This is a genomic window from Streptomyces sp. NPDC003016, from assembly GCF_053591455.1.
Genome location: NZ_JBSFTV010000027.1, coordinates 14,159 through 34,486, shown reverse-complemented (window position 1 = coordinate 34,486; position 20,328 = coordinate 14,159). Strand labels below are relative to the sequence as shown.

Below are 20,328 nucleotides of genomic sequence, written 5' to 3'. Positions count from 1 at the left end.
TGCCGGGTGCCAGACTCGCACCCATGAGCGAGCGCTGGGCCGTCGCCGCGACGGACGGGGGTGGGGCGCTGCTCGTGCCGCTGGGGCGGGACGGGCGGCCGGCCGGTGACGTGCGCGAGGAGCCCGATCTCGTGGCCGCGGTCGGCTCCCGGCCCGAGGTCGGGCGGTGGGTGTGGCGGTCCACCGCCGAGATCTATCCGCGCCTGCTCGCCGCCGGGGTGCGGGTCGGGCGGTGTTACGACATCGAGGACGCGGAGTCCCTGCTGCTCGGCCACGAGGGGCGGCACGGCGAGCCGCATTCGGCGGCGGCGGCCCGGGCGCGGCTGCACGGCCTGCCCGTACCGCCCGATCCGCCGCAGCGCGCCGCCGAGCCCGGCTCGCAGTCCTCTCTCTTCGAGCCGCAGCCGGTGGCGGTGGCGTTCGAGGACCTGCTGGAGGTGTACGCCGATCAGCAGCGCAGACACGGCGCGGCGGAGCACCCCGGCCGGATGCGGCTGCTGACGGCCGCCGAGTCGGCGGGGATGCTGGTGGCCGCCGAGATGAACCGGACGGGGCTGCCGTGGCGGGCGGACGTCCACCGGGCGCTGCTGGAGGAGCTGCTCGGCGAGCGGTACGCGGGCGGCGGCGAGCCGCGGCGCCTGGCGGAGCTGACGGACCAGGTGTCGGCGGCCTTCGGGCGGCGCGTACGGCCGGAGCTGCCCGCGGACGTGATCAAGGCGTTCGCGCAGGCCGGGATCAGGGTCGGGTCGACGCGGCGGTGGGAGCTGAAGGAGGTCGGCCATCCGGCGGTGGAGCCGCTCATCGCGTACAAGAAGCTGTACCGGATCTACACGGCGCACGGCTGGGGCTGGCTCCAGGACTGGGTGCGCGGGGGCCGTTTCAGACCCCAGTACCTGCCGGGCGGGACGATCACGGGCAGGTGGGTCACCCACGGCGGCGGCGCGCTCCAGATCCCGAAGGTGATCCGGCGCGCGGTGATCGCGGACGACGGCTGGCGGCTCGTGGTCGCCGACGCGGACCAGATGGAGCCGCGCGTCCTCGCCGCCATCTCGCGCGACCCGGGGCTGATGGAGGTGGCGGGGCAGCCCGGCGACCTCTACAAGGCGGTGTCGGACCGGGCGTTCGCCGGTGACCGCGGCATGGCGAAGCTCGCGGTGCTGGGCGCGGTGTACGGGCAGACGTCGGGGGACGGGCTCAAGAACCTCGCCGCGCTGCGAAGACGCTTCCCGCGTGCCGTCGCGTATGTGGACGACGCGGCGCGCGCGGGCGAGGAGCAGCGGCTCGTACGGACCTGGCTGGGGCGGACGTGCCCGCCGGCCGCGGGGTCGGGTGACGACGACAGCAACGGCGAGGCGGGTATTCCGCAGGACGACGGCACACCGGTGGCGGCGCAGCGCGACGGCGGGTTCACGCCGGGGTACGCGTCGGTGAACGCCCGCGCGCGGGGCCGTTTCACCCGGAACTTCGTGGTGCAGGGCAGCGCCGCCGACTGGGCGCTGCTGATGACGGCGGCGCTGCGGCAGAGTCTGAGGGCGGCGGGGCTCCGGGCGGAGCTGGTCTTCTTCCAGCACGACGAGGTGATCGTGCACTGTCCCGCCGAGGAGGCGGAGGCGGTCGCGGAGGCGATCCGCGCGGCCGGTGATCTGGCCGGGCGGACCGCCTTCGGGGAGACACCGGTGCGTTTCCCCTTCACGACGGCGGTCGTGGAGTGCTACGCCGACGCGAAGTGAGGAAATGTTTCACCTGCACGGCAGCTCATGACTCGGGCGCCCGTGGGTACTCGCCGCGCATGAGCGCACTCCAGAGCAGAACAACCGGTGAGATCGCGGGCTTCGCGGACCCCGTCGCCGCGAGTGACCTGGTCATCGGCATCGCGCCGTTCATCGCGGGCCTGGCCGTCGTGGCCGCTCTGACCGCCGCCGTGTGGTGGGGCATCCGGATCAGAAGTCGCGAACCGGCTCCTCCTACGCCCGAGGAGCAGCCGCACCGCCCGCCCGACGCGGAGCTGCCTGAGGACGTGGAGTACCGGGAGCCCGACGAGGTGACGCCTCCGCAGGGCAGGCGGCTCCTGCCGCACGAGCTCAGGAACAGCGGGAACTCGTCCGGCAAGCACAGCGACAAGGACCCCCACGAGCGACGGCAGTGGAGTGAGAATTCCGGCGGCTCGTTCGGCAGCGGGGGCCCCGGCGGCTGACTCGCCGGCAGACGGCACGACGCCGGGCGTCAGCGGGCCGGGAAGGCGGAGACCGGACCGGTCGGGCCGGCCGGACCACAGGTGAAGACGGACGACACGACAGACGACAGAGCATCGAAGACGACAGAGCATCGAGAAGGAGCAACTGTATGACCGCCCTGAAGAGCACCCTCCCCGAAGCTGCCCGCCAGACCACCGCGGACGCCCTCCAGGGCGCGCTGGTGGATCTCCTCGGTCTGTCGCTCCTGGCCAAGCAGGCGCACTGGACGATCGTGGGCCCGCGCTTCCGTTCCATCCATCTCCAGCTCGACGAGGTGGTGGCCTTCGCCCGTTCGTACGCCGACGTCGTCGCCGAGCGCTCGTCGGCCATCGGCGTCGCACCGGACGGCCGGGTCGAGACGGTCGCCAAGACCGGTGAACTCCCCGGGCCCCCGAACGGCTGGAACCAGGACGACGACGTCGTGACCCTGATCGTCGACACGCTCGGCACCATCGGCCTCAGGATGCGCGAGCGGATCGAAGCGACCGAGAAGGCCGACCCGGTGACCCAGGACATCTTCATCGGGCTCACCGCGGAGCTGGAGAAGCAGCGCTGGATGTTCCAGGCCGAGAACCAGCACTGACACCGAGGCCGGCCCGCACCTGGGAGCCGCCGGATGACCCGCACGACCGGACGAGCCCGACGAGCCGGACGAGCCGGACGAGCCGGTCATGCGGCAGGGGCGGGACAGGCCGCAGGAGCCGGGCGTCACGCCTCGGTCCCCGCCCCCGCCCCCGCCCGCGCATCCGGCCGGGACACCGCCCGGCTCGTGGTCCGGGCGGCCCTGCCGATGCTCCTCGAGGGTGGCGGTGTCGGCAGCAGTGCCACCGTGCGCCGCAGACAGGGCCTGGCGCTCGCCGCCCGCCTCGACACCGACCGCCGCACGGTGGAGCTCCTGAACGGCCTGCGCGCGCGGTACGGTCCCGGTCCGCTGCGTCTGCGCCTGGCCGGCCGGGACATCGCGCTCCCCCTCCGCGCCGAGGACGCGGACCGTGTCCTGGCCCGGACGCCGGAGCCGTTCAGCCCGGCGGTCCGCGAGAAGCACGGCCCGCTCGGCGGGGTGCGGCCGCACGGCGTGCCGTTCTCCACGGGCCCGGAACGCGGGGGACGCAGGGCCTTCAGCGAGGAGGTCCTGGAGACCGGGCACCCCCTCCACCGCCTCGCTCCGCGGTTCGTGCGCATCGTCCGCGAGGAGGCCGACGGACTGCTCGGCAGCACCGGGGCCCACGCCGGCCGGTTGGACCAGGACGCCTTCGGCGCCGCCTGGTGGCGGGTCGTACGCCGTGTCCTCCTCGGTGACGCGGCACGCGACGACACCGCGCTCACCGGTCGGCCCGGGCGTCCCGGCCGGCTGCGCGCGTACCTGGACCGGGCGGAGCCGGGCAGCCTCGCCGGGGCGTGGGAGAGAGCGTCGGCGGGGGCGTCGGCGCGGGCCCCCGCCGGGCCGGGCACCGGCCCGGCGGACCAGGTGACGCACTGGCTGTCGGCGTTCGACGCGGCGGGCACGGCGGCCGTACGGGCGCTGGCCCTGCTGGCCACCCACCCCGCTCAGGAACAGCAGGTGCACAATGAACTGGCCCTGCCCGACCTGTCGCGGCCGCAGCTGCTTCCCTACACCCGCGCGTGCGTCCTGGAGTCCGTGCGGCTGTGGCCGACGACGCCGTTCCTGCTGCGCGAGAGCACCCGGCCGACGCGGTGGAGTGAGGGAGCCACCGTGCCCGCGGGCACGGTCTTCCTGGTGTACGCCCCCTTCTTCCACCGGGACGGATCCGTTCCGTACGGCGACCGCTTCGTACCGGAGATCTGGCTGGACGGCACGGCGCACACCGGCCCCGCGCTGGTGCCGTTCGGTTCGGGCCCCGGCGGGTGCCCCGGCCAGGACCTCGCCCTCCTCGTCACGTCGACGCTCGTCGCCGCGCTCATGGAGCGTCACGGCTTCTGGCTGCACGGCCCGGCGCGGCTGCGCCCCGGCCGTCCGCTGCCGTACACCCTCGATCACTTCGCCCTGTGCTTCACCGTCACCGCGAGACACGGTGGGAGCGGGGCCCGGTGAACAGGGTCCGGTGAACAGGGCCGGAGAGCCTCGGCCCGCCAGGTCCGCGCGGACGAAATGATGCGGCGCGCGCCCCTTCGTGCGTAGCTGGACGGGACCGCCCGAGAGGGACGACCGGAGGGGGACGGAGGAGACGCGCCATGAGCCGTACGCCCCCGCAGGGGCCCGGCGCCGCAGGGGCCCCGGCCGCCGTGCCGGACCACACGTCCGGCCCGGGAGGGCTTGTCGTCCCGTACGGCCCGGACGGCGACGACGTCCCGGTCCTCTCGGTGTACGAGGACCCGCGCTGCCCGTACTGCGCGGCCATGGAGCGGTCCTCGGGCGCCGCGGTCCGCGCCTTCGCGGACGAGGGCCGGCTGCGCCTCGAATACCACTTCGCCACCTTCCTCGACGCCTCGCCGGGCGGCCGCGGCTCGAAGCCGGCGCTGGGCGCGCTGGGCGCGGCGGCCGACGAGGGGCAGGCCGTGTTCAAGGGCCTCCACGAGGCGCTGTACGCGAACCAGCCCGCCGAGAGCGACGACGCGTACGGCGACACGGCCCATCTGCTGGCGGTCGCCAGGACGGTCGCCGGTCTGCCCTCCGAGGCGTTCAAGCAGGCGGTCGAGGACGGCACTTACCTCCCGTGGGCGGAGGCGGTGGCCGACGCCTTCGAGCGCAGCGGCGTACGCGGCACGCCCGCCCTGCGCCTGAACGGCCGTTCCCTGCACGCTTTCGACAAGGAGGGCCGGGCCCTGCCGGGCCCGGAGGTCGCCCAGCAGATCGAGCAGGCGCTCTCCCCCGGCCGCACCATCTGAGGAAGCCGACGGGCGGTTGTCAGTGGCGGGTGACAGGCTGTTCTACGAGGATCCGCGACGAAAGGAAAGGTCATGATCACCACTGACTTCGTGCCCGGTTCCCCCTGTTGGATCGACCTCGGCTCCCCCGACGTACCCGCTACGACCGCCTTCTACGGCTCGGTGTTCGGCTGGCAGTTCCAGAGTTACGCCCCCGGCACCCCGGACGCCTCCGACTTCGGCTTCTTCAAGCAGGGCGGCAGGACCGTCGCCGGAATCGGCCCGCTCACCGAGGAAGGAGCCCGGTCGGCCTGGATGATCTACTTCTGCACCCCGGACGCCGACGCCACCACCGAGGCCGTGGAGCGGTCGGGCGGCACGGTGCGGGTCGCCCCGATGGACGCCGAGGGCGAGGGGCGGATGGCTCAGTACACCGACCCGCAGGGCGGTCAGTTCGCCGTCTGGCAGCCGGGCAAGACGCGGGGCATGGAGATCACCGACCAGCCGGGCAGCCTGTGCTGGACCGAGCTCTACACCACCGACTCGGCCGCGGCGCAGCAGTTCTACGGCGGCCTCTTCGGCTGGGAGACGCAGGACATGGAACTCCCGGGCGGGGGCGGGACGTACTCGATGATCATTCCTTCCGGCCTCCCCCAGGAGCGCATGCACGGCGGCCTCATGCAGCTCCCCCCGGACGCACTCGCGCTGAACGGCGGCAAGCCCTACTGGCATCCGGTGTTCGCGGTCGAGGACTGCGACGCGACGGTCGCCAAGGTCACCGGGAGCGGCGGCAGCGTGCAGATGGGGCCGGAGGACGCCGAGGACGTCGGCCGGCTGGCCGTCTGCGTCGACCCGTCCGGCGCGGACTTCGTGGTGCTGGCCCCGGCCATGCCGGCCCCGGCCACCGCCTGAGGCGATGCCCTGGCACCTCGCGCACAGAGGGGGCGAGGGGGGACAGGAGGAGACGGGGAGGACGGGGGAGACGGGGAGGCACCTGAGGCCGGGCCGGTGAGTCACCGGCCCGGCCTCAGGTGCGCTCAAGCAGCCACCCTCACCACCATGGCGGCGGCCGGCTCCCGGGCCCCGGCCCCGGCCGGGAGGGACGCCGCCGGTACGGGCGTACACGGACGGCAGGGCCCCGGCGGGCCGCCCGTCCCGTACGCCTTGCTGACCGTTACGAGCCGCAGGGCTTCGGCTGCCGCCCCGCGGGTGTGCTCGTGCCTCGTCCGGCCGCCTCCGCGCCGCCGGATGCTTGTTTCTGTTCGTAACACCGTTCCTGCGAACACCTATTGACATGTAACTGGCGACCCGGCCAGAGTCGACCCCGCAAGTGATGCCGGTCACGTCACGAGGAGCGTTGTCGCCATGCCCGAAATCCCCGCAGTCTCACGTCGGTTGCTACTCGGAGGAACGCTGGCCACCGGTGCGCTCGCCGGGATCGGCTCGGCCGGGAGCGCGTCGGCGGCGTCCGTGGCCGCCGCGTCCGAGGCATCCGACGTGTCCGCCGCGACACCCGGCCGCAGACCGGGTCAGAAGTCGATGATCAACGTGCCCTTCGAGGTCCACCAGACCGTCCGCGTCGCAGTGATCGGGCTCGGCAACCGGGGCTCCGGGATGACCCCCGGCTGGTCGGCCGTCCCCGGCTGCGTGGTGACCGCCGTCTGCGACATCCGCGCCGACCGCGCGAAGCGCACGGCCGACCAGCTGGTCGCCAAGGGCAAGCCGCGCCCCGCCGAGTACGGCGGCTCGGCCGACTCGTACGCGGACATGCTCAAGCGCGACGACATCGACCTCGTCTACATCGCGACGCCGTGGGAGTTCCACTACGAGCAGGGCAAGGCCGCGCTGCTGGCCGGCAAGCACGTCGTCGTCGAGCTGCCCGTCGCGACCGGGCTGAGCGAGCTGTGGGACCTCGTGGACACCTCGGAGCGCACCCGCAAGAACCTGATGCTGTCCGAGAACTGCAGCTACGGCCGCAACGAGCTGGCCATGCTCAAGGCGGCGCACGAGGGCCTGTTCGGCGACATCACCAACGGTCACGGCGGCTACCTGCACGACCTGCGCGCCCTGCTCTTCTCCGACACGTACTACACGGACTCCTGGCGCCGGCTCTGGCACACCCGCTCCACCGCGTCGTTCTACGCGATGCACGGGCTCGCCCCGGTCGCGGCGGCCATGGACATCAACCGCGGCGACCGGATGACCGTGCTGCGCGCCACCGCGACCGCGCCGAAGGGGCTCGCCGACTACCGCGAGCGCTTCGTCCCGAAGTCGCACCCCTCGTGGCGGGAGACGTACATCAACGGCGATCTGGTCACGTGCCTGATCGACACGGCCAAGGGCCGGGTCATCCGGGCCGAGCACGACGTGAGTTCGCCCCGGCCGTACAGCCGCATCAACTCCCTCGCCGGCAGCCGCGGCATCTTCGAGGACTACGCCGGCGTCTCGTCGGCCGGCGGCGGCCGCATCTATGTCGAGCCGGACCACGGCGGTCACTCCTGGCGCGCCTTCGACGCCTACCGCAAGGAGTTCGACCACTGGCTGTGGAAGAAGATCGGCGACGACGCCGCGAACAACGGCGGCCACGGCGGCATGGACTACGTCCTGCAGTGGCGCACGGTGCAGCTGATGCGGGCGGGGCTGGTCCCGGACATCGACGTGTACGACTCGGCCGCCTGGTGCGCGCCGGTTCCGTTGAGCGCCATGTCCCTGGCGAACAAGGGGCGTCCGGTCGCGATACCGGACTTCACGCGGGGCGGCTGGGTCAATCTCCGTCCCGGCCTGGACTCGCGCACCACCGAGATGCCCCCCGTCTCCTGAGGACGCGAAGCGCGAAGGAGGAGCAGGCCATGAGACCAGCGCGACCGATCAGACCGCTCGGAGCCGTGGCCGTGGCCGTGGCGGTGGCGGTGGCGGGAGCGGTCCTGTTCGTTCCCGCCCCGGCGGTGGCGGCCGCGCCACAGGAACCGGCGACGGCGACGACCGGGATCGGGGCCGGGACCGGGACCGGGACCGGGGTGAGCGTCTCCCCCGTGGACCTCGACGGTCCGGCCGTCTCGACGGTGAAGGTGACCGTCAGGAACGGCGGCCCGCAGCGCATGCGTTCGCTGAAGGTGTCGTTCGCCGGACCGGCCGGGTGGGCGGTCCAGCCGTCCGTACGCGCCGTGGACGGTTCCCTCGCGACGGGGGCCCCGGCCGGTGCGACGTTCCGGATCCAGGTGCCGGAGAAGCGGCCGGGGTTCGTGGTCCGTACGTTCACGGCGACCGTGACGTACCAGGGCGGGGACGGCAGGGGCACGGCCACCGGCACCCGCGCCGAGCGCAGCGGAACACCGCAGGCGAGCCTGTCGGCGGCGTACGACAACGTGGCGGTCACCGACGAGTCCGCGACGCGGGCCGGCGACTACGACGGCGGGGGCAACAGCTTCTCGGCGCAGCAGCTGGCGGCCGTCGGCCTGACGCCCGGGGCGGGGGTCGCCGCCCTCGGGGCCGAGCTGACCTGGCCAAACGTGCCGGCCGGCACGGAGGACAACGTGGCGAGTTCCGGGCAGGCCGTCGCGCTGGGAGGCAAGGGCGGCAAGCTGGTGTTCCTCGGCTCCGGCGTCACCGGCGCCGCCACGGGCGACGCCACGGTGTACTGCACCGACGGGTCGTCCGGCACGGGGACGTTCGGCTTCCCCAACTGGTCGTTCGACCCGGTCACCGCGCACGGCGCGACACTGGTCGAGTCGACCGACGGCCGCAACCGGCAGGACGGATACGGCAACGCCACCGTGAAGTACAGCGTCTTCGCGCACTCGGTCCCGCTGGATCGGGCCAGGACGGTCGAGTTCGTGGTCCTGCCCTCGAACGCCGGCATCCACCTCTTCGACATGGCGATCGCGCCCTGACCGCGTGCCGGTCCACCGGCGTGAAGCGCCTCTTCAGCGCGGCGCGCCGGGTTCCGTGCCGTGCGGGCCGGGGCGGGTCCGCGAGCGGAAGGTGCGGCGGTAGGTGTCCGGAGGCACGCCGACCGTCCGGTTGAAGTGCCGGCGCAGCGTGGTGGCGGTGCCCATGCCGGTGGCCGCCGCGATGGTGCCGACGCTGTCGTCGGTGGTCTCCAGCAACTCCTGGGCATGGCGGATCCGTTGGGTGAGCAGCCATTGCAGGGGGGTGGTGCCGGTCACCGACCTGAAGTGGCGGCCCAGGTTGCGCGAGCTCATCCGTGCCTGGCGGGCCAGGTCCTCCACGGTCAGCGGACGGTCGAGGCGTTCGATCACCCAGGGGAGGAGTCCGGCGAGCGGGTGGTTGCCCGGGGCGGGAACCGGGGTGGTCACGAACTGGGCCTGGCCGCCGTCCCGGTGCGGCGGTACGACCAGGCGACGGGCGAGCGTGTTGGCGACCGAGGAGCCGTGGTCGAGGCGGACGAGGTGCAGGCACAGGTCCATGGCGGCGGCTTTGCCGGCGGAGGTGAGCACGCTGCCGTTGTCCACGTAGAGGACGTCCGGGTCGACCGTCACCTGCGGGTAGCGGGCGGCCAGGGCTCGGGTGTGCGCCCAGTGCGTGGTCGCTCGCCGCCCGTCCAGCAGGCCGGCGGCGGCCAGCACGAACGCGCCCGTGCACAGGGAGGCCACGCGTGCGCCGGCCTCGTGGGCCGCGCGAACCGCGTCGACCAGGTCACCGGGCGGGTCCTCGTCGAGATCGGCCCAGCCCGGGACGATCACGGTTTCGGCGCGCGCGAGCCGGTCGAGACCGTGATCGGGCTCCAGTCGGAACCGGCCGACCCGCACGGCACCCGGCCCGCAGACGGAGACGCTGTACCAGGGGTCCGCCACCCCGGGCATGTCGGCTCCGAAGACCTCGTACGCCAAGGCCAGTTCGAAGTGCAGCATCCCGTCGGTGACGGCCAGCGCGACAGTTCCCATGTCCGGAATTGTACGGGGCATGGCGTTCCAGACACTCACGGTGGGACGGCCGCCCTCGTCAGGATGTCCGTGACGGATCGCAGCAGATCAAGCAGCAGATCAATTCGAGTACGGGGGAGAACCCATGGAACCGGGACTCACGGTGGCGGTGTTCGGCGCGTACGGGCACACCGGGCGCTTTGTGGTGGCAGAGTTGCGCGATCGCGGGTTCGTCCCGGTCCTGTCCGGCCGTGACGCCGACAAGCTGCGCGTACTGGCGTCCGGGTCCGGACTCGACGCCCGCCCGGCGTCGGTCGACGACCCGGCCTCGCTCGACCGCGCACTGGCCGGTGCGGCGGCCGTGATCAACTGCGCCGGGCCTTTCGCCACGACGGCCGCCCCCGTGATCGAGGCGGCCCTGCGCGCCGGGATCCCGTATGTGGACGTGGCGGCCGAGATCGAGGCCAACGCCGATACGTTCGCGCGCTTCACCGACCGTGCCCGCGCCGCAGGAGTGCTGATCGTTCCTGCGATGGCCTTCTACGGCGGCCTCGGAGACCTGCTGGTCACCGCGGCGATGGGCGACTGGACGGCGGCCGACGAGGCGCACGTCGCGTACGGGCTGAACAGTTGGCACCCCACCGCCGGAACGCGCGAGGCGGGCGCGGTCTCCCGACAGCGGCGGGGCGGCGGGCGCGTCGTGTACACGAAGGGGCGGCTGGAGCAGCGCCACGACGACCCGCCGGCCCTGGAGTGGCCCTTCCCCGACCCGATGGGCCTCCGGGCCGTCGTCGGGGAGTTCACGATGGCCGATGTCGTCACCGTCCCCAGCCACCTGCCCATTCCCGAGGTGCGCACGTACATGACGGTCGAGGCGGCCCGGGAGGTATCGGCCCCGGACACGCCGGCGCCGGCCGCGGTCGACGCGCGCGGGCGGTCCGCGCAGACCTTCCTCGTCGACGTCGTCGTGCGCTCCGGCGACGCCGAACGGCGCGCTGTGGCAAGGGGCCGGGACATCTACGCCGTCACCGCGCCACTCGTGGTGGAAGCGGTGGACCGCATCCTCACGGGACGGACCAGGACGGTCGGCGTCGCCTCCGCGGGCGAGGTCTTCGATGCACCCGGCTTCCTGCGGGCGCTGTCCTCGCACCTCTCCCTGGAACTGCGTCCGTAACGGGTGGGCCGTAGCGGGTGGGCCGCTCGCGCCGCGCGCCGGGCTGCTGTGGTCGCGGGGACAACGGGCCGGGACCGGGGCAGCCCGATGACTCCCGGCTCCAGAGCTGCCGGTCCGGGACAGCGGGGCTTCCCGAACGGGCCCCCGCACCGGAACCCGGAACCCCGGGCACCGGAACCCCGGCCCCGGGCCCCGGACCGTCGCGCCGTCCTCAGACGGCGATCACCTTGATCCCGGCGTCGGTGAGGCGGCCCGCCGCCTCGGCGGAGATGGCGGAGTCGGTCACCACGACGTCGATGCGGTCCAGCCCGCAGATCCGGGCGAAGGCGCGCTTGCCCATCTTGGACGAGTCGGTCACCACGATCACCCGGTGCGCGCGTTCGGCGAACAGCCGGCTGACGCTCGCCTCGTCCTCGTGGTGCGCCATGACGCCCAGGTCCGGATCCACCCCGTCGACGCCGAGGACGACGACGTCCAGCACGACCTCGTTGAGTACCCCCATGGTCAGCGGTCCGACCAGTTCGTACGTCTGCGGGCGGGCCACTCCGCCGGTGACCACGATCTTGATCTGCGGCCGCACCGCCAGCTCGCCCGCGATGTTGAGCGCGTTGGTGACCACGGTCAGGACCGGACCGACGGGAGCCGGGACGGAGGCGGAGGAAGGGGCGGCGGCCGCGTCGCGCAGGCCGCTGCCGGTCCGCAGCGCCAGGGCCCGTGCCACTTCCGTCGTGGTCGTGCCGCCGTTGAGGCCCACCACCTCCCCGTCGGCGACCAGATCGGCCACGGCCGCGGCGATCCGCTGCTTCTCGGACGCGTGCCGGGAGGACTTGTAGCGCAGCGGCAGCTCGTACGACACTCCGTGCGCGATCGCGCCGCCGCGGGTCCGCACGAGCATCTGCTGCTCCGCGAGCTCGTCGAGGTCCCGGCGGATCGTCGCGGCGGAGACTTCCAGGGTGGCGGCCGCCTCCTCGACCTCCAGCCTCCCCTCGGCGGCCAGCAGTTCCAGCAGCGCGCTCCACCGCTCGTGTTTGGACATGCGGCCGGACTCCTTCGTGCCAGACGTGCGTGAAGGCGATGGTAGCCCGCCGGGGCGGCGCGGCTCCGGGGAGCGCGCAGCCCCGCGAGGGGCCCGCGAGAGAGCCCCACCAGGGCGTCCTGGACTGCGTGTTCAGCTTCGTGGATACTTCGCCCCACGACAGACCAGCGCTCGAACCTGCTTGAAAGCCGACTGCTTTGAGCAGTTCCAATCATCGGGGAGTTCGTTCCATGTCCACCGCAGATTCCTCCCGCACCTCGGCCGAGATCGCCTCCCAGCCCGCCACCTGGGCCGAGGCGGCCGCGTCCCTCCCCCTCCACACGGACGCCCTGCCCCGCCGCGGCGAGCGCGTCGCCGTGATCGGCTGCGGCACCTCCTGGTTCATGGCCCAGGCGTACGCGGTACTGCGCGAGAACGGCGGCCACGGCGAGACGGACGCCTTCGCCGCCTCGGAGTTCCCGTACCGCGACGGCTACGACCGGGTACTGGCGATCACCCGCTCCGGCACCACGACCGAGGTCCTGGAGGTACTCCGGCGCGTGCGGGGCACCGTGCCCACCGGCGCGATCACCGCCGACCCGGCGACGCCCGTCATGCGGGCGGCGGACGCCGTGGCCGTACTGGACTTCGCCGACGAGGAGTCGGTGGTCCAGACCCGCTTCGCCACCACCGTCCTCGCGCTCCTCCGCGCCCACCTGGAGGCGGAGGGCGCGCTGCCGGCCGGTGTGCGTCCGCTCGCGGAGGCGATCCGGGACGCCGGGCTCGCCGTCACCGTACCGCCGGCCGCCGAGGTGCTCGGTGCCGAGCAGTTCACCTTCCTCGGCACCGGCTGGACGTACGGTCTCGCGCTGGAGGCGGGGCTCAAGATGCGTGAGGCGGCGGGTGCCTGGACGGAGGCGTACCCGGCCATGGAGTACCGGCACGGCCCGATCAGCATCACCGGCCCCGGCCGGGTGGCCTGGATCTTCGGCGCGCTGCCGGCGGGCCTGGCGGACGACGTCCTGCGGGCCGGCGGCACGGTGGCCGCCGGCTCCCGGGGGGTGCGGGGCGACCTGGACCCGCTGGCCGACCTGATCCGCGTCCAGCGCCTGGCGGTCGCGCTCGCCGAGGCGCGCGGCTACGACCCGGACAGGCCGCGCAACCTCACGCGGTCCGTGGTCCTGGAGGACACCGCCGCGTAACCCTCAGGACCGGCCCAGCGGGTACGCCGTACGGTCCCGCCAGCGGTCGCCGTCCCGGACGATCAGGTGGACCGCCCCGACCCGGGCCGTCAGCGGCAGGGCGGGCGCGCACTCGGCCTCCAGTGCGTCGTACGCGCGCTCGCAGGTCTGCGGTCCCTCGTGGTTGGCGAGCGTCAGATGAGGGTCGAGGCCCTCGCCGAACAGGCCCCGGTAGGGCACCGCTTCGGGCCAGCGGCCGGTGAGTTCCTTGGTGAGCGCCCGTACCGGATCGTGCGGCCGCGGGTCGAGGAAGAGGACGCCCGGATACCGGCCGAACCCGGCGAAGGACAGCTCGAAGGGGTCGTGCGCGCGGAACAGCCCCAGCAGCTCGCGGTGGACCGGACCGTCGATCCGGCTCTCGTGGAGGAACGGGTAGAGCACGGTGACATGGGCGGGAGAACCGGCCCTGACGAGCGGATCGGCCTCGGGGACCTTGATGGTCAGGGCCGTGTCCCCGTCGACGTCCGGCCACCCCACCGCCCCGCCCCTCCCCTTGTCTCCCCTTGATCTCCCCCCGGTCGTTCCCGCGGGAGCCAAGAGAACCACAGGCGGTCCGGCCCCCGGCGCTCAGCCCCCGCCCCTGCGCTTGTCCCTGCGCCTGCGTACGGCCGCCAGTACGCCGAGCAGCGCGCCCGCCGCGAGCACGATCAGGCCGCGGGTCCACACCTCGCGCTCGATCTGGGTCGCGAGGAGGACGCAGGACACCGCACCGAGCACGGCGACCGGGGTGGGCGTCCTGAAGTGGTCGTGGGGCACCGCGTCGCGGCGCAGCACGAGCACGGCCGTGTTGACGACGAAGAAGACGACGAGGAGCAGCAGTACGAGGGTGGAGGCGAGCGCGGCCACGTCACCGGTGAGCGCGAGCAGGAGGGAGAGCGAGGTGGTGGCGGCGATCGCGGCCCACGGGGTGCGGCGGCCGGGCAGCACCTTGGCCAGAAATCCCGGGAGGAGTCCGTCGCGTGCCATGCCGTACGCGAGCCGGGAGGACATGATGCCGGTGAGGAGCGCGCCGTTGGCGACCGCGACCAGCGCGATGAAGCCGAACAGCCGTGCCGGTACGCCCCCGGCGGCCTCGACCACTTCGAGCAGCGGTCCGCTGGACGCGGCGAGCGTCTCCGTGTCGACCGCCGCCGCGGCCGCGGTGCCCACCAGTACGTAGACCAGACCGGCGGTGGCCAGCGCGCCGAACAGGGCGCGCGGGTAGGACCGCCGGGGGTCGCGGGTCTCCTCGGCGACATTGACGGACGTCTCGAAGCCGACGAAGGAGTAGAAGGCGAGGACGGAGCCGCTCAGGACCGCCGCCGCGGGTCCGTGTCCGGGCGTACCGAGCTCGGTCAGCCTGCTCAGGTCGCCGTCACCGCGCAGCACCACCCAGGCACCGAGCCCGACGACCAGCACCAGGCCGCCGACCTCGACGAGCGTGGCGACGGTGTTGGCCCGGGTCGACTCCCTGATGCCGCGGGCGTTGAGCAGGGCCAGGGCCGTCAGGAAGACCACCGCCACGAGCGCGACGGGCAGGGAGACGAAGGTGGTCAGGTAGTCCCCGCCGAATCCCCGGGCGAGGGCCGCGACGGAGACGACGCCCGCGGCGAGCATGCAGAAGCCCGCGAGGAAGCCGGCGAACGGTCCGTAGGCGAGGGTGGCGTAGTGCGAAGCACCGCCCGCCCGGGGGTACTTCGTGGCGAGTTCCGCGTACGAGGACGCGGTCAGCAGGGCGAGGCCGAGCGCGACGGCGAGGGGCACCCACACCGCGCCGCCCGACTCGGCGGCGATCTGGCCCACCAGCACGTAGACGCCCGCGCCCAGCACATCGCCGAGGATGAAGAAGTAGAGCAGCGGTGTCGTCAGAGCCCGCTTGAGCGGGCCGCCCGGGGCCGGTCCAGGTGCCGGTGCCGATTCCTGTGCTGCTGTCCCGTGCGAGGCCACGGCCTCCCTTTCTGTCCGCTTCTCCACCGGCCGCGTGCTGCCGCTGCCGCGACGCCCCGCTTCCGCGACGCCCCGCTCCTGCGGTACCCCGCTTCCGCGATGCCACTGCCGCGGGGAAGCCGCACTCCGCCCGTGCGCGACCGCACGCGCCGGCGGCCGGCACCTCAGCCTCGGTGATCTGCCGGGCCCCGCACATCTCCGACACTCACCGCAACGAAAATGCGTCCGCAATCACGGTGCGTATTGAGCTGTTGTATCCGCATTGACTTTGCACCCCGTGTGGTGATCATTGGAAACATGTCTGCTGCCGCCCGCTGCCCGCATTCGACCCACGCGGTTCAGCCGCCCTCAGGTCGCGGGCCATCCGGCTGTGGGTTCGAGGCGTCCCGCGTAGTCCCCGGGCATCACCCTTCCGCAGCCCGGGCACGGCACTGCCCGACCGTCCTGGAACACCTCCATCCACCTGCTGTTTTCAGCCACATCGCACAGGAGCGGCCAGCGGTGACCGAATGCCGCCGAGCAGACAACAGGGACAGGACCATGCAGTGACCCACCCGTTGTCCTTCAAACTGCTCGGACCACTGGAAATCTCGGCCGGCGGCGAGATGATCCGGGTGCGCAGCCCCCGGCAACGCGCGGTTCTGGCCATGCTGCTGCTCTCGCCCGACCGCGTCGTCTCGATAGCGTCTCTGACGGAAGCCGTGTGGCAGGGCGATCCGCCGACCACCGCACGCAACCAAATAGCCATTTGCATTACCACTCTCCGCAAAATATTCCGGGAAGCCGCTTCCGTCGAAGACCTCATTGAGACGAGGCACCCGGGTTACATCCTCAATTCGAAGAACTGCTACATCGATCTGCAGGACCTGAGCGAATCGGTCGCGTGCGCCCGCATGGCCGCGGCGCACGACGAACAGGCCGACGAGGCCACCGCCCTCTTCGAGCACACCCTGGCCCTGTGGCGGGGCCCCGTCCTGGACGGGCTCACGGGGAGCAGGATCGACGACGCCGTCTCCCAGCTGTCCGAATTCAGGCTGGACATCAGCGAGGAGTACGCCGCGCTGCACCTGCGGTCCGGCGGGCACCACTCGGTCATCACACGGCTGACCGCGCTGGTCAAGGAACACCCGCTGCGCGAGCAGGCCAGGGTCCACCTCATGCACGCCCACAACCTGGCGGGCCGGCGCTCCGAGGCGCTGCAGGTGTACCGCGAGGGGCGCAAGGCCCTCGTCGACGAGCTGGGCATCGAGCCGGGGGCCGCGCTGCAGGAGCTCCACCAGCAGATCCTCCAGGACGCGAACGAGCTGGAGGGATTCACCACCCAGCCCGCTCCGGCCCCGGTTCCCGCCTCCCCGGCGCCGGCCCCGCCCGCCCCGGCCACCCACGCCCACGGCGCCGCCGTCGCCGTGCCCGCCCAGCTTCCGTTGCCCGTCACCGCGTTCACCGGCCGCGCGCCGGAGATCGCCACGCTCGACGGGCTGGTTCCCAGCGACACCGACCGCGGTCCCCTGGCGGTCGCGGTCATCTCCGGGGTGAGCGGCATCGGCAAGAGCGCTCTGGCGGCGCACTGGGCGAACCGGGTCGCCGACCGGTTCCCCGACGGCCAGCTCTTCATCGACGTACACGGCTATCACGAGTTCGACCAGCCGTTGTCGCCCATGTCCGTGCTCGACCAGTCGCTGCGCGGGCTCGGGGTGCCCAGCGCGCAGATCCCCGCCCACCTGCAGGAGCGGTCCGCCCTGTACCGCAGCATCCTGAACAACAGGAAACTGCTCATCATCCTCGACGACGTGCGGTCGTTCACCCAGATCCAGCCGCTGCTCCCCGGACGCGGCCAGTGCTTCGTACTGATCACCAGCCGTGATCCGCTGGACGAACTGACCAGCGACTACGCGGCGGTGCGGATCCCCCTGAAGGTCATGACCCCGGACGAGGCCGGCATCATGCTCGCCACGGTGATCGGCGCCGAGCGGGTCGCCACCGATCCGGCGTCCGCGGAACGGCTCGTGGAACTGTGCGGCCGGCTGCCCCTGGCCCTGCGGATCGCCGCGGGCCGGCTGGCCACCCGGCCCCACTGGTCGCTGCGCCAGCTGACGTCGCGCCTGGAGGACCGGTGGCGCCGCCTGGACGTCCTGAGCCCGAACGACGGCGGGGTGAGAGCCGGTTTCTGGCTCAGCTACCGGGAGCTCTCCCCCGGCGCCGCCCAGCTCTACCGAAGACTCGGCCTGCTCCCGGTGACCACCTTCGCCGCCTGGATGGGCGCCGCCGTCCTCGACGTCGGGATCGACCAGGCCGAGGACCTGCTGGAGCAACTCGTGGACGCCCAGCTGCTGGAGGTGTCCGCCCTCGTGCCTGGAGCCCCCGTCCGCTTCCGGTTCCAGGAACTGCTGCGACTGTTCGCGTGGGAGCGTGCACACTCCGAGGACTCCGACGCCGACCGGAACGTCACGATCGAGCGGGCCTACGCCGCCATGCTCACGCTGGCGGACACCGCGCACCAGCAGCTCTACGGCAAAGGCCACCTGACGGCCCACCAGCTGAGTCCGGACGCGGCGCTGCCCCCGGACACGGTCGCGGAACTGCTGGCCGACCCCCTGGAGTGGTTCGAGTCGGAGCGCACCTCCATCGTCGGCATGGTCGGCCACGCCGCGCAGAGCGGGGCGTCCGCCCACGCCTGGGGGCTGACCGCGCGCACCATGCCGCTCTTCGAGATGCGCAACTACCTGGAGGACTGGCAGCAGACCGCGCAGAGCGCCCTGGACGGCGCCCGCAGCGCGGGGGACGCCCCGGGTGCGACGATCATGCTGCGCTCGCTCGGCACCCTGGCGATCTACCAGCGGCGTTACACGGAGGCCGACTCCCTCCTCTCTTCGGCGATGGACCTCCTGGAGCAGAGCGACGACCTGCACGAGCGGGCCGTCGTGCTGCGCAACCTCGCGCTCTGCTCCCGCTTCAAGGGGGACCTGGACAACGCGGCCCGGCACTGCCGCGCGGCGCTCGACTGCTTCGGGCGGACGGACGATCCGACCAGCCGGTCCCACGCGCTCGGCCTGCTCGCGCAGATCGAGCTGGAGCGCGGGCAGACCGACCTCGGCATCACGCTGACGCGCGAGGCCATCAGGACGAGCGACGAGGCCGGCTCCGTACGGGGGAAGGCCCAGAACACCTACCGGCTCGCCGAGGCGTACCTGCGCGCCGGCGAGCTGGAGCGGGTCGAACGCGCCTGCCGGGAAGTCATCGAGCTGACCCGCGCGCAGGGCGACCGCCTGGGCGAGGCCTACGCCCTGCGCGCCCTGGGCGAGGCGCAGTGGCGGCAGGACCGTTCCCCCGAGGCGGAGGTCACCCTGCGGGAGGCGCTGACCGCCGCCGAGGACGTCGGGGACCGGTTCCTGCAGGCCCGCATCGAAACCGACCGGGCCTGCGCCGAAGCCATCCGCGGTGACGGCGCGGCCGTCGCGCGGCTGCGGCGGGCCCACGAGATCTTCCGCTGTCTGGCCGCGGCCTCGTGGGAGGAGCGCACCGCCCAGATCACGGACCTGATCGGCACGACACGGCAGGGCGCACGGGTCGACGCCGAGACGCTGGCGGAGCTGCTGGGCACGCGTTAGCGGAGGCCGCGCGCCCGCCGGTGTCCGGCCGCGGCCCGGTTTCCCGCCGGGAAACCGGATCGAAAAGACGTCTTCCTACGATGCGCCAATGAACCTCACGGGCCCTGCGGGCAACGGCCTGCAGCTCATCCCCTTCCGCGGTCTGCGGTACGTCCCCGAGCGGGTCAGCAGTCTCGCCGCCGTGACCTCGCACCCGTACGCCGCCGGCGCGGGCCCGGACGGCCCGCACCACCCGGACTCCGCCGACCCGCACCACATCGTGCGGCTGATCCTTCCGCAGGGGGCCACCCCCGCCGCCCGCGCCGAGCAGGCGGCGGCCACGCTCCGCCACTGGCTGTCGGGGGGTGTGCTCGCAGCCGATCCCGAACCCGCGCTGTACGTGTGCGAGCAGCGGGGCGAAGGGCTCATGCAGCGCGGACTCGTCGGAGCGCTGCGGCTGTCCGAGCCCGCCGAAGGCATCGTCCACCCCCACGAGGCCGTGATGCCGCACGTCGTGGAGGACCGGGCCGGCCTCATGCGGGCGACCGCCGCCCATCTGGAGCCGCTGCTGCTGGCCTACCGCGGCTCCGGCGGCCGGGGCGGGGCCGGCGCCGTCATCGAACGCACCGTGCTGCGCCCGCCGCTCGTGACGACCACCACGCGGGACGGCGTCAGCCACCGGATGTGGGCCGTCACGGACCCGGCGGAGCTGGCGGAGATCGACGCCGACCTCTCCGGCCGGCAGGCGCTGATCGCGGACGGGCACCACCGCTGGGCGACCTACCTCCGGCTCCGGTCCGAGCAGCCCCGCTCCGCGGCCTGGGACTTCGGGCTCGTGATGCTGGTGGACACGGACCGCCACCCGTTCCAGGTACGGGCGATCCACCGCGTCCTGCGCCGGCTGCCGGTGGCCGAGGCCCTGTCGGCGGTCGAGGGCTCCTTCCGGGTCCGCCCGGCCGGGGCGTCCCTGCCCGCCGCCCTGGAGGCCCTGGGCGCGGCCGCCCGTGACGGCAACGCCTTCCTGCTCACGGGGGGCGCGGGTTTCCACCTCATCGACCGCCCCGACCCGGACCTGCTCGCCCGTACGGTCCCCGCCGACCGGCCCCGGGCGTGGCGGGCGCTGGACGCCGCGGTCCTGCACGCCACCCTGCTCGACCACCTCTGGAAGGTGCCGGACGGGCCGGGGGACATCGCGTACGTCCACGACGGCCGGGCGGCGGTCGACCACGCGCGGCGGGACGGCGGGACGGCGGTCCTGCTGCATCCGGTACGGGAGGAGACCGTCCGGGACCTGGCCGGCGAGGGGGTCACCATGCCGCGGAAGTCGACCTCGTTCGGGCCCAAGCCGGCCGCGGGCCTGGTGCTGCGGAGCCTCGCGCACCACTGAGCACACCACTGGGCGCACCACTGGGTGCGGGGCGGTGTGCGGGGCGGTGTGCGAA

Annotated in this window: 16 protein-coding genes; 12 read left to right on the top strand and 4 right to left on the bottom strand. The window is 73.2% G+C overall.

Translation table 11 applies throughout. From position 1 onward, the window contains the following. The first annotated feature begins 23 nt into the window (after nt 1–23). The 8 genes from ACWDZ4_RS22810 (at nt 24) to ACWDZ4_RS22775 (ending at nt 8,950) form a co-directional block, all read left to right on the top strand. On the top strand, nt 24–1,730 hold the full coding sequence (locus ACWDZ4_RS22810; protein WP_451510243.1) for a bifunctional 3'-5' exonuclease/DNA polymerase: 1,707 nt from the start codon (nt 24–26) through the stop codon (nt 1,728–1,730). 59 nt (nt 1,731–1,789) lie between these two features. Beyond that, the gene (locus ACWDZ4_RS22805; protein WP_451510242.1) at nt 1,790–2,194 is read left to right on the top strand and encodes a DUF6479 family protein; all 405 of its coding nucleotides are present in this window, start codon (nt 1,790–1,792) and stop codon (nt 2,192–2,194) included. 149 nt (nt 2,195–2,343) lie between these two features. Beyond that, on the top strand, nt 2,344–2,817 hold the full coding sequence (locus tag ACWDZ4_RS22800) for a Dps family protein (RefSeq protein ID WP_451510241.1): 474 nt from the start codon (nt 2,344–2,346) through the stop codon (nt 2,815–2,817). Between the two features lie 33 nt (nt 2,818–2,850). After that, nucleotides 2,851–4,287 carry a cytochrome P450 gene (locus ACWDZ4_RS22795; RefSeq protein WP_451510240.1) on the top strand — a complete coding sequence of 479 codons (1,437 nt, stop codon included), beginning with the start codon at nt 2,851–2,853 and terminating at the stop codon, nt 4,285–4,287. Between the two features lie 140 nt (nt 4,288–4,427). Further along, nucleotides 4,428–5,081 carry a DsbA family protein gene (locus ACWDZ4_RS22790; RefSeq protein WP_451510239.1) on the top strand — a complete coding sequence of 218 codons (654 nt, stop codon included), beginning with the start codon at nt 4,428–4,430 and terminating at the stop codon, nt 5,079–5,081. A gap of 72 nt (nt 5,082–5,153) precedes the next feature. Then, nucleotides 5,154–5,972, top strand: a complete 819-nt coding sequence (locus ACWDZ4_RS22785) for a VOC family protein (RefSeq protein ID WP_451510238.1) — start codon at nt 5,154–5,156, stop codon at nt 5,970–5,972. Between the two features lie 453 nt (nt 5,973–6,425). Further along, nucleotides 6,426–7,880, top strand: coding sequence for a Gfo/Idh/MocA family protein (locus ACWDZ4_RS22780; RefSeq protein WP_451510237.1), 1,455 nt, complete (start codon nt 6,426–6,428; stop codon nt 7,878–7,880). A 29-nt stretch (nt 7,881–7,909) separates the two neighbouring features. After that, the gene (locus ACWDZ4_RS22775) at nt 7,910–8,950 is read left to right on the top strand and encodes an NEW3 domain-containing protein (protein ID WP_451510236.1); all 1,041 of its coding nucleotides are present in this window, start codon (nt 7,910–7,912) and stop codon (nt 8,948–8,950) included. A gap of 33 nt (nt 8,951–8,983) precedes the next feature. Here the strand turns inward: ACWDZ4_RS22775 and ACWDZ4_RS22770 are convergent, their stop codons facing one another. Next, nucleotides 8,984–9,964, bottom strand: coding sequence for a helix-turn-helix domain-containing protein (locus ACWDZ4_RS22770; protein ID WP_451510235.1), 981 nt, complete (start codon nt 9,962–9,964; stop codon nt 8,984–8,986). Nucleotides 9,965–10,088: 124 nt separating this feature from the next. Between ACWDZ4_RS22770 and ACWDZ4_RS22765 the strand changes: the two genes are divergently transcribed. Further along, nucleotides 10,089–11,117 (top strand): saccharopine dehydrogenase family protein, encoded by a 1,029-nt coding sequence (locus ACWDZ4_RS22765; RefSeq protein WP_451510234.1) that lies wholly within the window; start codon nt 10,089–10,091, stop codon nt 11,115–11,117. A gap of 211 nt (nt 11,118–11,328) precedes the next feature. Here the strand turns inward: ACWDZ4_RS22765 and ACWDZ4_RS22760 are convergent, their stop codons facing one another. Next, the gene (locus tag ACWDZ4_RS22760; protein WP_451510233.1) at nt 11,329–12,153 is read right to left on the bottom strand and encodes a DeoR/GlpR family DNA-binding transcription regulator; all 825 of its coding nucleotides are present in this window, start codon (nt 12,151–12,153) and stop codon (nt 11,329–11,331) included. Between the two features lie 230 nt (nt 12,154–12,383). On the opposite strand from ACWDZ4_RS22760, the gene ACWDZ4_RS22755 reads away from it, so the two are divergent. Then, nucleotides 12,384–13,334 (top strand): SIS domain-containing protein, encoded by a 951-nt coding sequence (locus ACWDZ4_RS22755; RefSeq protein WP_451510232.1) that lies wholly within the window; start codon nt 12,384–12,386, stop codon nt 13,332–13,334. Nucleotides 13,335–13,337: 3 nt separating this feature from the next. On the opposite strand, the gene ACWDZ4_RS22750 is transcribed toward ACWDZ4_RS22755, so the two are convergent. Continuing rightward, entirely contained in the window at nt 13,338–13,850 is a 513-nt protein-coding gene (locus ACWDZ4_RS22750; RefSeq protein ID WP_451510231.1) for a 2'-5' RNA ligase family protein, read from the bottom strand. Nucleotides 13,851–13,940: 90 nt separating this feature from the next. After that, nucleotides 13,941–15,299 carry an APC family permease gene (locus ACWDZ4_RS22745; protein ID WP_451510230.1) on the bottom strand — a complete coding sequence of 453 codons (1,359 nt, stop codon included), beginning with the start codon at nt 15,297–15,299 and terminating at the stop codon, nt 13,941–13,943. A 545-nt stretch (nt 15,300–15,844) separates the two neighbouring features. On the opposite strand from ACWDZ4_RS22745, the gene ACWDZ4_RS22740 reads away from it, so the two are divergent. Then, entirely contained in the window at nt 15,845–18,907 is a 3,063-nt protein-coding gene (locus ACWDZ4_RS22740) for an AfsR/SARP family transcriptional regulator (RefSeq protein WP_451510229.1), read from the top strand. 88 nt (nt 18,908–18,995) lie between these two features. Further along, nucleotides 18,996–20,273 (top strand): DUF1015 family protein, encoded by a 1,278-nt coding sequence (locus ACWDZ4_RS22735; RefSeq protein ID WP_451510228.1) that lies wholly within the window; start codon nt 18,996–18,998, stop codon nt 20,271–20,273. The last annotated feature ends 55 nt before the right edge of the window (nt 20,274–20,328 follow it).